General features: G+C 61.4%; 7 protein-coding genes and 2 pseudogenes. All 9 read right to left on the bottom strand.

Translation table 11 applies throughout. The features are described from left to right. Positions 1 to 136: 136 nt before the first annotated feature. The 9 genes and pseudogenes from QW861_RS15840 to QW861_RS15800 all read right to left on the bottom strand — a co-directional run bounded on the left by QW861_RS15840 (position 137) and on the right by QW861_RS15800 (position 10,815). A complete protein-coding gene (locus QW861_RS15840) occupies positions 137 to 448 on the bottom strand; it encodes a hypothetical protein (protein WP_315751956.1) in 312 nt (103 codons plus the stop codon). A gap of 82 nt (positions 449 to 530) precedes the next feature. Further along, positions 531 to 629 (bottom strand): annotated as a pseudogene (locus QW861_RS15835) (conjugal transfer protein TraD); the annotation flags it as partial. Positions 630 to 696: 67 nt separating this feature from the next. After that, positions 697 to 888: pseudogene (locus tag QW861_RS15830) on the bottom strand (conjugal transfer protein TraA); the annotation flags it as partial. Positions 889 to 1,190: 302 nt separating this feature from the next. Beyond that, positions 1,191 to 1,970, bottom strand: coding sequence for a GntR family transcriptional regulator (locus tag QW861_RS15825; RefSeq protein WP_315715082.1), 780 nt, complete (start codon positions 1,968 to 1,970; stop codon positions 1,191 to 1,193). A 12-nt stretch (positions 1,971 to 1,982) separates the two neighbouring features. Next, complete coding sequence (locus QW861_RS15820) at positions 1,983 to 3,260, bottom strand: MFS transporter (protein WP_315751954.1); 1,278 nt, start codon at positions 3,258 to 3,260, stop codon at positions 1,983 to 1,985. Positions 3,261 to 3,543: 283 nt separating this feature from the next. Next, positions 3,544 to 4,902 (bottom strand): sigma-54 dependent transcriptional regulator, encoded by a 1,359-nt coding sequence (locus QW861_RS15815; RefSeq protein ID WP_315715081.1) that lies wholly within the window; start codon positions 4,900 to 4,902, stop codon positions 3,544 to 3,546. 18 nt (positions 4,903 to 4,920) lie between these two features. After that, positions 4,921 to 6,762, bottom strand: a complete 1,842-nt coding sequence (locus QW861_RS15810) for an ATP-binding protein (protein WP_316173590.1) — start codon at positions 6,760 to 6,762, stop codon at positions 4,921 to 4,923. A 173-nt stretch (positions 6,763 to 6,935) separates the two neighbouring features. Beyond that, the gene (locus QW861_RS15805) at positions 6,936 to 7,649 is read right to left on the bottom strand and encodes a GntR family transcriptional regulator (protein WP_316193239.1); all 714 of its coding nucleotides are present in this window, start codon (positions 7,647 to 7,649) and stop codon (positions 6,936 to 6,938) included. A gap of 259 nt (positions 7,650 to 7,908) precedes the next feature. Then, positions 7,909 to 10,815 carry a helix-turn-helix transcriptional regulator gene (locus QW861_RS15800; RefSeq protein WP_315751854.1) on the bottom strand — a complete coding sequence of 969 codons (2,907 nt, stop codon included), beginning with the start codon at positions 10,813 to 10,815 and terminating at the stop codon, positions 7,909 to 7,911. Positions 10,816 to 11,280: the final 465 nt, after the last annotated feature.

The raw sequence follows: 11,280 nt of genomic DNA, 5'->3' as shown, positions 1-11,280 counted from the left end.
CGGTGGCCAGGACAGATTCTAGAAACACCGTCCCAACGGCGTTGGGGCGGCCCTGGAGCGCCTGGACCATCCCGAGATCGGCGGACGGCTCCTGAGCATCGTCTGCGCGAGGCGGCGCGCAGACGACTTGCCGATCTCAGCTCAGCCCGATCATCCGTGCGAAGAGGGTTGCTGTCCTCACCTCCGGCTGCTGTTCAATCTCCGGCTGTTCCGACCGGTTCAGCTCCGCCAGGGAGATCAGGACGATCTGGGCGACATATTCGATCACCATCGAGAACAGCTCACCGTCCGGGCTGTGATAGTCGATCCGCGTTGCCTGGCCATCCTGCACGGTCTTGACGACCGTCCAGCCCAGCGGATTGCTGGTATGTCGGATCAGTTCGCCGATGGTGTGAATCTGAAAACGTGATGGGTCCTGCCGCAGGATCTCGCGCGCCTTTGCGTTCATCGTCAGGATGCGCGCGCTCTCGACCCTGTTCTGACCATCCATGACCGGCCCGGCCGCGATGATCCCGAGCGGCGATCGGTCCGCGATCATCGCCGGTCAAGTCCACGACACGAGCCTTGACGACGAGGCCGCCGAGTTCAATGAGATGCCGCGTGCGCTTGCGGCGCACGACCTGCCGCATATCATGCCGCACCCTTGCTGCCTGTTGACGATTGCGCGCCGCCCGGTTGCGCCCGAGAGCCGCCAGCGAAGCGGTCGGCGCGGCGGCCCGAATCGATGCGCAGTTCGGTCTCGAGCTGGAGCGCGCGGCTGGCGCGGTTGACCCGGCTGCCAGCCGCTTCGCGGGCAAGCTCAGCGTTCTTGTAGGCGGCTTCGGCATCGAGCGAGCCATAAGGCCGCACCTCCTCGAATACCCGGCGGATCTTTTGTAGTTCATCAATACCGGCTTAGCTCCACTTCCTCATAGCGCTCCAGGGCCTGGATGCCCGGGATGCTGAGGTAGCCCTCAAAGCGCGGCCGCTGCTCGTCGACCGTGAACGGTTCGAGCGCAACTATCAGGAGCGGCTCCTTGCGGTCGGCCGCACACGTCCGCAAACGTCGAGTAAGGTCGGCACGAGACTGCAGCTAAAGACCAGTTTGCCAGTCCACACGAACGCAAACGACCCGCCAGCTCGATCGATGGCAACGATCGACCGTCGAACTTCGCGGGCGCCGTGAGTGCGAGACCACCAGGTGGGATGGTTCAGCCTGCAGCGGCGGCAATGGCCCAGCGCGATCTGGCCTCCCGTATCAATTCTGGCAAATTTGCGATCGTTCGGTGCATGTGTGCTTCCAGGCGCGCGCACGCGCGCGCGGCGTTCTGGCTGCGGACGCCGTCCGCGATATCAAGACAGTCACGGAGCTCGGAGTCCGGATCGGCGTCTTGGGAGATGACGAGGCATCGAATATACCGGCTGCGGTCGTTGAAGTTCTTTATCATTCGCAGCATCTCCTCGTTCCTCGATATCTGCGCGATCTGCTCGAACACACCCTCGATGGCGGCAGCATAATGCTTGGCGCGATTCCTTGCCGAATTCGCGGGCGGAAGCGCCGCCACTCTCATCGCGCTTCGGCCAAAGCGTACGGCCGACGACGACTCCAAAGCCTTCCTGAGATTATACGCGAGTACCAGCCGAGCAAACTCATAGAGGTCCTGCAGCTCCGCTGCGTCCGGGACCCTCGAGAAGAAGCCTCGCTTCGGAACGATATCAATCAGTCCCTCGCCATGAAGACGCTCGAGAGCTTGTCTCACCGGTGTCGCGCTCGCCCTGACATAGTCCGCAAGCTCGTCGATGCGCAGGTGCTCGCCTGGCAAAATGATCTTCGACTCCGACGTCAACTCGTAATGTGTGACCAATTCCTTGATTCGGGCGTAGGCAACATCGACTCGATTGAATTCGCTGTCCATATCGATACCTGCTGCGCGAGGATTGCTGATCCGGCGGGCTTGAGCCGAAGGCTGCGCGGCGCGTCGCGCGCTCATGCGACGCGCCGCTCATCTCGCTTTCTGCTCACGATCGATCGCCGAGTGCCGCCGGGTGTCGCGCATGGCGAGATAGACGACAAGAGAGGTCGCAATGCAGCCAGTGAGGTAGAAATAGAACCAGCTTTCGTGACCGATCGACTTGAACCAAAGCGCGATCGACTCTGCCGTGCCGCCGAAGATCGAGACGGTCAATGCATATGGCAAAGCTACGCCCGTTGCTCGAATTGCAGTTGGGAACAGTTCGGCCTTGACCACCGCATTGATCGAGGTATAGCCGGATACGATCAACCACGCCGCCGCGATCAGGAGGAATGCGGTAAACGGATCGTGGACTCCCTGCAGCGTGTTCAGAAGCGGAATCGTGAACAGAGTTCCGCCCAGTCCGAACCCGATCAACAGCCATTTGCGTCCGATGCGATCGGAAAGGGCGCCATAGAGCGGCTGCAGCACCATTGCGAAGATCAGGCTACAGGCCGTGACCATGGTCGTTTGATCATCGGTCAGCTTGACGGAGAGCTTCAGGTATTTCTGCATGTAGGTGGTATAGGTGTAGAAGGCCGCAGTTCCCCCCATTGTTAGTCCAACAACAAGCAGGACTTCACGTCGGAACTGCCCCAGCGCGCGCAGCGAACTCCCCTGTCTTGCAGACTTCGCGCGGGTGAATATATCCGTTTCGTGCAGGTTGCGGCGCATGACGGCGGCCACGACGGCCAGCAGCGCGCCGATGACGAACGGAATACGCCAGCCCCATCCCCGAAGCTGCTCCTCCGTCAGGAGCACCTTCTGCAAGACCAGGAGAACGACGATCGCGCAGAGCTGGCCGCCAATCAACGTCACATATTGGAAGCTGGAATAGAATCCGCGGTTCTTTTCGTCCGCGACCTCGCTCAGGTAAGTTGCGCTGGCGCCATATTCACCGCCAAGGCTGATTCCCTGCACGATTCGCGCGAAGCCAAGCAGGACCGGCGCCGCAAAGCCGATCGACGCATAGGTGGGCGTCACGGCGATGATCAGAGAGCCGAAGCACATCATCAAGACCGACAAGGTCAGGGCATTGCGGCGGCCATGATGATCGGCAAAATGGCCGAATAGCCAGCCTCCGAGTGGGCGGACGAGAAAGCCGGCGGCAAACAGCAGCGCGGCGTTCAACTGCTGCACGACCTCGTCGCCCTCAGGAAAGAACGATTTGGCGAAATACAACGCAAACGCAGCATAGGCGTAGAAGTCATACCATTCCACCAGATTTCCGATCGAGCCGACGAAGATCGCGCGCAAGCGGCTACCCATCCCAAGGCCGTCACGGCGTGCTTCATCGGCGGCCGCAACGAGGGTGGGGTTGATAGCTCGCTCAAAATTCATGGCGTCCTCCGAGTGCACGTTTTCTTAGGCTCTAAGGCCAATCGTGCTCATGCCTGAGCAACCCGCGTGCCAGCCGGCCGCGGCCGCCGACCGCGCCGGCAAACAAAGCGATTTCAGATGGTTGCATTGCGCCCCGCGTGAAACGGGCTCGCGGCGCTCAGCGGAATTCCGCCGATCCGCGTCGGCGTGTGAGCGGGAATCCGCCTCGTGCCTAGCAGGAGGTTCGGCTGGGTCGCAGCAAGCCGTACCTTGCCATTTTTTCGTTGAGCGTCCGCCGTGGCACGCCGAGACTTTCCATGACCGCCACAACCGACCAGTTGTGCTCCAGCAAAGACGCCTCGATCAGCATGCGCTCATAAGCTGCGACACGCTCGGAGAGCGAGCGCCTTGCGCCCGCTCCTTCGGCCCGCCGCAGAATTTCCGCGACGCGGCGACCCGTTGCGGCCAGGCCGAGCGCGTAGCGTTCAGCCACGTTCTTCAATTCCCGAACGTTGCCTGGCCAGTCATGGGTCAGCAGCGCATCGAAATCCTCGGCTCCGAGTGGGGTCAAGTCACGGCCGCTGCGCCGGGCGGCTTCCGCGGCGAAATGCTGGAATAGCAGCAGCACGTCGTTGCCCCGTTCGCGCAGCGGCGGCAGACGGATCTCCGCCGCGGCCAAGCGGAAGTAGAGATCGGCACGAAAGCGGCCGCTGCGGCTGTCGGCCGCGAGATCGGCCTTCGCGGCGGCGATCACACGGACGTCGATCGGGATCAACCGGTTCGATCCCACCCGCTCGACCACGCGCTCCTGAAGAACGCGCAGGATCTTGACCTGAAACGCGTGTGGCATGCTTTCAATTTCATCGAGCAGGAGGGTTCCGCCGCTGGCATGTTCGAACTTCCCGATGCGAGCCCCGCGTGCGCCGGTAAACGCCCCCGCCTCGTGACCCAGCAGTTCGCTCTCGAACAGCTCGGCGGGGACGGCCGCGCAATTCACCGCAACGAAAGGAGCTCGTGCCCGCGGACCAAGGTCGTGCAGTGCGCGAGCGACGACCTCCTTTCCCGTGCCGCTCTCGCCGAAGAGGATCACATCCCTGTCGTGCTCGGCGAGCTCGCCAACGGACTTTCGCAGCGTGGCCATCGCTGGCGATGTCCCGAGGAGACGTCGCTCCAGCTCACCTTCGGCGCCGAGCCGGCTCGTGAGTTGCCTGAGTTGACGCTTCAATCCTGATTGTTCTGCCGCCCGTGCCAGCACGGCAGACATATGATCCGGGTTGGCAGGTTTCTGCAAAAAGTCGTAGACGCCCTCGCGCATGGCCGCTACCGCGAGTGCAACGTCGCCGTGAGCAGTCAGCAGTATGACCGGAATGTCGGGATCGATGCGCTGCACGTCGCGCATCAGTTCGATGCCGGATCGATGCGGCATCCGGAAGTCGGTCAGTACCACGTCGGGCAGCTCGGCCTGAAGCATCGAAAGCGCCTCGTCCGCATTTCGGGCGGTGCGCACGTCGAAGCCGCCCAGCTCCAGCCATTGTCTGATCGAGCTGCGAACGATCTCCTCGTCGTCGACGACAAGAATCGATTTGCTCATCCACATACCCCGATAGATCTAGGCCGGCGCGGACGGCGCCGGCAGGGTCACCCAAAACCGGCTTCCGATTTGCGGTTCACTCTCAACCGAAATCGTGCCTCCGAGCTCCCTCACGATTCCATAGCTGATTGAAAGACCGAGGCCGAGCCCTTCACCGATTTCCTTGGTGGTGAAGAACGGATCGAACAGCGACTTCATGTGATCCGCGGAGATTCCGCTCCCGGTGTCTGCGACCTCGGTCGTAACGGTGCTCCCCGCACGACGGATGGAGACCGTGAGAACTCGGCGCGGGCGATCACGCATCGACTGGACCGCGTTCGAGAGCAGGTTGACGAAGACCTGCTCCAGACGGATCGGGTTCGCTTCGACGTGAGCCGGCTCCGCGGGCAAGTCCAGGACAACCTCGATACCTTCATTTCTGATCCGGTACTGCAGAAGCCGCATCGCATTGCCAAGTGTCACACCGACATCGACTCTGCTGGTTGCCCCTGTCTCCTTGCGCGCGAACATGCGCAAGTGACCGATCAATGCCATCATTCGCTCGGCTATGGACGACATCAAGTCGAGGTTCAAGGCCGTTCGTTCGATCTCGTTGCGTTGCAACAAGACTCGGCTGCTTGCGATGTAAGTGGTGAGTGCCGCGAGTGGCTGGTTGATTTCATGCGCCACCCCGGCCAGCGCCTGTCCAAGACTGGCAAGCTTCGCACTCTGCACCAAGCTCTCGTGGGTTTGTCGCAACTCCTGTTCGGTGCGCGTCCGTTCCAGGACTTCGCTCGTCAGCTGACGATTGGCTTCGCGAAGCTCCATCGTGCGCTCCGCAACACTTCGTTCCAGCAGCTCGTTTGCTTCGCCCTTGGCTTTCATCGATTGCCGCCATTGATAGGCTACAAGTCCAAGCAGCTGTACCGTGAGAACGGCAAAACCGGCTGTGGCGGCGACCGTCATTGCATGCCGTCGCGCGTCTCCGATATCCGAGAAGATCAGGAGCTGCCACCCATGCGCCGGCAGATGCCGCGCACGCAGCGCATATTCGTGGACGTCATTGTCGTCGCCCAGTCCGACCGATACGTTGCCTGATGCCGCCGAGGAATGCAGGATCGGGGCATTCTCGATCGTGTCGCCGAACTGCCGGGACTTGTTGAGACGCGCGACCGCGCTCGAGGGCAGCGTTTGCAGCGGGTGATATTTCCACCGCGCGCGGCTGGCCAGGATCACCACACCTCCTTCATCTTCCATGGCCACCAGATCACCGGCCCTGACCCAATCGGCTTCCAGCGGCGTCAAATCGATCTTCACGACGGCGACCCCGATCGTAAGCTCGCCTTCCGTGATCCGTTGCGACAAGAAGTAACCAGGCAGGCCGGTCGTCACCCCGACGGCATAGAGCTGCCCTTCCCCGTCACGGATTGCGCTCTGGAAATAGGGGCGAAAGTCGTACGCATGCCCGACGAAGCTCTTTGCTCCATCATAGTTGCTTGCTGCCAGCGCCACCCCTGCCGTGTCCAGCACGTAGAGCTCGGCCGATCCCGCGGCCTGATTTAGCGACTTGAGATAGCGGTTAGCGGCTTCGACGACTGCCCCGTCGCCCGGTGTCCGGAACAGCCGGCGCACCGGGTCGGCGAGTGAAAGAACCGTGGGCAGATATCGGAAGCGGGCAACGGTTGCATCGAACGTGCTGCCGATCAACGTGAGCCGATCATCGGAATCGCGGCTCATCTGCGCGAGCCCAGCGCTCAGGGCCAATCGGTAGGACAGCAGCGCGACTCCCACGATTGCCAGGATGGCAATGGCCGCGATAACCGGCCAAGCCCTTGAGAGCTCACGCGGCAGTTCCAGTCGGCTCGAAAACCACGCCGACATTGATACACTCCCGCTCACGCCAGGGCTCGAATGATGGACCTGACCTACGCTTCGGTCACCTCGCGAATTCTCCCCCCGCATGCCGGATCCAGAGCTTCACCCGCAACCGGAGTCTTGGACCCTCTTACAGGTCGAAGGTCGATGTGCCCCAGGCATTACGGTCAAAATGAGATCTATATGGCCGCGGCCATCGTCCAGCGTGACCTGGCCTCCCTGATGAGCTCAGGCAGATCGACGATCATCCGGCACATGTGCGTTTCCAATTTGGCACACGCACCTTTCGGATCTTGATCGCGGAGCAATTCGATCAACTCGAGACATTCTCGTACCTGGGCGCCTTGATCCGGGCTTTGCAGGATCGAGAGGCATCGGACATATCGGCTGCGATCATTGAAGTTCCGCATCATTCTCAGCATCTGCTCGTTTCGCGACAGCTGCGTGATCTGCTCGAAGACGCCTTCGATGGTCATCGCATGATGTTTGACGCACTTCGTTGCCGAGTGGCCCACTGCAACGGCTTCCACTTTCATCAAACCCCGGCCGAGACGCGCGACCGAGGACGGATCGAGTGGCCTCGTGATATTGTGCTCAAGAACCAGCCGGGCAAATTCATACAGGTCCTGCAGCTCGGACGCGTTCGGAACCTTGGAAAAGAAGCCTCGCTTCGCGATGCTGTCGATCAGTCCCTCGCCTTGCAGGCGCTCCAGCGCTTGGCGCACAGGCGTTGCGCTCGCATTGACGCGATCCGCCAGATCGTCAATGTGCAGATGCTCTCCCGGAAGCACCCGGACCTTGCTGTCAGGGACCAGATCATAGTGGATGACGAGGTCCTTGAGCTTAGTGTAAGCGGTGTCTACCTTGCTGATATCCCCGTCTGTATCACGCATGCCACGTCCCCTTGAACCACCCTAGGCGGACGCAACTTGCCGGCCGCAGACGTAGCACCGGAGAGGCGTATGCCTTGTTCCCGGAATGCTCCGACCGCGCCGACGAGCACGCATGAACGGGTTCGGCGACGCCCGACGTCGAACCCTTGCCCTGCTACTCGTTGTCCGCCCATGACTGTCATTTTTTTACACACTGTAAGCTTACGCACTCATTGCAGCCGTCACCATCATAAAAACTATGCAATCGATGTGTACTGGTTCACTGGAGCATGCTCAGACGGTGTCTCATCGCGTAAGCGGTTGCAGCGGCGCGCGAGCTCACGCCGATCTTCATATATATGTTCGCAATGTGTCTGTTGACGGTCGGCACACTAAGGCGTAGTTCCGCGGCAATGGCCTTGGAGCGGCTGCCGGCAGCGAGCTTGCTGAGGATCTCCATTTCTCGCGGCGAAAGATCATCAGGGCCTCGCGCGTATAAGTTGCGCGGCCCGACCTCGACTCCCTCTATCCGTGCTCGATCGACACGCTCCTGCCAGCTTCGCATGCCGAGTGCTACGAACTGCTCGCGTCCCCGCTGCAGCAGCGCATGCGAGGACGGCTTGTCGCCTGAGGTTCCCGTCACGATCGCCTCGTCAAGATCGACGAGCGCTCGGAGGCAGACCTGGCCTGCCCGCTCAAGGTCGCCGCGGGCCTTTGCGAAGTGTGTGCATGCCGCAACCGTGTGACCCTGAAGGGCGGCCAGACGTCCGAGGATGAATTCACGGCATTCACCGGCTGCACCGATCGTGCTTCCGTGTTTTGGAGTGCGGACCAACGCTTCGAACCGGCGCGCGCGCTTGACGTCCTCACGCTGCCAGGCGGCGCAGACCCCGAGCCCAAGTGCATCATCCGACAGTTGTCTGTCGCAATTTGTGTTCTCCAAGGATCGGAGCAGCGCCTCGATGCGAACGTCATATTCGTTTTCGCCAGGCAAGAACGCTTCAGTCAGAGCGGCGAAGCCGAGCACGATCTGTCCAAGGCGCACCGGATGATCCTTGACGATCTGCAGCGCACGCGAAGCGATTCTGCCGATTGCCGTCCAGTCGCCACCATACAAATAGGCCCGCCATGCGACCGCGGAAAGCTCCAGGGCGAGATGCAACCGGTGCCACGGTCCCAGTCGGACAGCCAGCGCACGCGCGTCGCGCAGCGCCGCGTCGGAGCTTGTCAAATGGCCCAGGCTCGCCTCGGCAATCGCGAGAGAGGTTAAGGCCTCGATCTGGCCAGGAAGCGACCCGAAACACTTGGCATCCCGCAACAGGTCGTGCGCAGTTTCGACCCCCATGGCGAGTTGTCCATGCCGATAGATCCAATCATGGGTGACGACCTCTCGAGCCCGGATGATGGCCGCCGGACTCTGCCATTCGGCGGCCCAACGTTGCACCTGCTCTGTCTGTTCGATTGATCGAGGAGCATACAGGTCGAGCGCCGAGGCACGGTCCTCTTCGTCTCCAAGCTGATGAACGAGATCGAGCGCACGCGGATCCGGCGCGTGGTAGATCGTCTCAAACGTCCCGTCATTCCATCGGCATCGCCAGTGCTGTCGGAGCACCTCCAATCGGGCCCAGTGCAAATCTCGGCGAGCACCGCAGGCCTCCAGTCCGCGCTCCACCAGAGGCTGCCACATCTCGGTGGGAGCGCCGGCGTCGCGCAGCCTGCGGGCAATCGTCACCAAGAAACTCATGATCCATGATGGCTGCCGCTCCCAGCATCGGCCGAACAGAAGGCGCGACGTCGCGTCGGCGGCTTCGACGTCGAGTGATGCGGCCTGGGCAAGCGCGAGATCACGAAGCATCTCGTCCGAGACAGCATCGCCTGCGAGATCGCAAGCGATCCGAAGGAATGCAGCTTCGTGCTCGCTGATATAGTTCGCTCGCGCGCGCTCGGCTGCCTTCAGTGCGAAGACCCGGCCGATCTCGGCGCCCGCGATGCGCTGTGAAGCGTGATACTGATGTGCAATCTCTCCGGGATCGGCATCGAGCTCGGCGAGACGCGTCGCGGCGCGCCGATGCAAGATCGCTCGCCGGTCGGGGTTCAGTTCGTCGTACATGGCACGCCGCAGCAACGCATGCGCAAAGACGTAGCCATCACCTCGCACGACGAGGACCCCGGCCCTCATCGCCTCGTCGATATGGTCGAGAATCGTCTCTTCGGAATCCGATATCAGAAGCTGCAATCGGCCGAGATCGAAGCCTTCCGGAAATATCGCAGCGATCCGTAGCATCCCCAGGGTCGGCCCCGAGAGCCGCGCGAACCGTCGCGACAGCAGCGGACGCAATCCGGCCGGGATGCCGACACCGTTGGTCACGAGATCGGCGGGCCATTGGCCCTGGCGCCCCGGAAATCTTCCCTCGTCGACGAGGTGGTTGAAGAGCTGGCGCACATAGAACGGATTGCCACCAGTCTCACGGTGAATTGCCGTCGCAAGCGATGCGGGAAGCCGCTCGCCTGCCAACGACTCAAGCATGCGCATCGTGTCCGCAGGCTCGAGCGGCCGAACCGCGATCCGGTGAAGTTCGCTCTCACGCGCCATCGCACTGAGTTCCAGCGGCTCGCCACCGGTCTCGTCGGGACGGAGGGTCATGACGGTTAGCAAGGGGAGAGATCGCGTCGAGCGTAAGCAATGCAGCAACATCGACCAGGATTCGCGATCGGCCCAGTGCAAGTCCTCCAGCACGAGCAACAGTGGAGATTCGACTGCAACCGCATGAAGCAGATGAACGGCGGATTCGAACAGCCGAAACCGCTCGTCCGGTCCGGAGAGTCCTTTGAGAGCAGGAAGATCCGCAGCGGCCGCGAACGCCGGCACCAGGCGAGACAGCGGCCGAATCATATCATTGCGAGCATGGTTGAGGAGTGTCGGCTGCTCGCGAGCCCATTGGGAGAAAGTGTCGGCGAACAATCCATAGGGCAGAGGTTCGGCCATCTCGTAGGCGGCCCCCCTCGCGACACAGAAACCGCGCTGCTTCGCAGTTAGGGCCAGTGCCTCGACCAGACGGCTCTTGCCGATACCAGCCTCTCCTATCAGGACCGCGCCGACAGCGCGTCCATTCGTGCTCGGGAGAAGCTCGCGAAGCCGGTTCGACTCCTGGTCCCTTCCTATAAGCGGAACACCGCTATCCTTCATGCGCTAACCAATGGCCAACCTACACGATACTCTTTCATGGCTGCGGCACGACGCACTGCCGCCCGTGCGATTCAACCGTCTCCGACAACTTAAGATTGCTTTGAGAAAATATCAGCTCGGCACGATAATACCAAGCGTCAAATCAATGTTGCGCTGCGCATATGGGACTCATCTCGCGAAGACTGTCGCGCAATCGCGACCGGCGAGACCCGAAGGACTCAGATCGATCACGATCTCCATGGCCAGTTCAGCCAATGATTGCTTGCCCTAAAAGACACACAACCATCATGAGGTGCAACTACAAAACTCAACCGAAGCATGAAACATCATTGAGTCGTTTTCTTGACGAAATTCCCCTGGCCCAACGAGCTGGCGATCGAGGAATCGCGGCGACGCCGTTCTCGACTACTCGGCGTCGGAGGCGACGCACACATGGGCCAAGCATCTGCTGCAACGCCGGAGAGA

Origin of the sequence: Bradyrhizobium sp. SZCCHNRI1029, assembly GCF_032487555.1 — a bacterium.
Taxonomy (GTDB): Bacteria; Pseudomonadota; Alphaproteobacteria; order Rhizobiales; family Xanthobacteraceae; genus Bradyrhizobium.
This window is presented reverse-complemented; position numbering and strand designations above follow the sequence as displayed.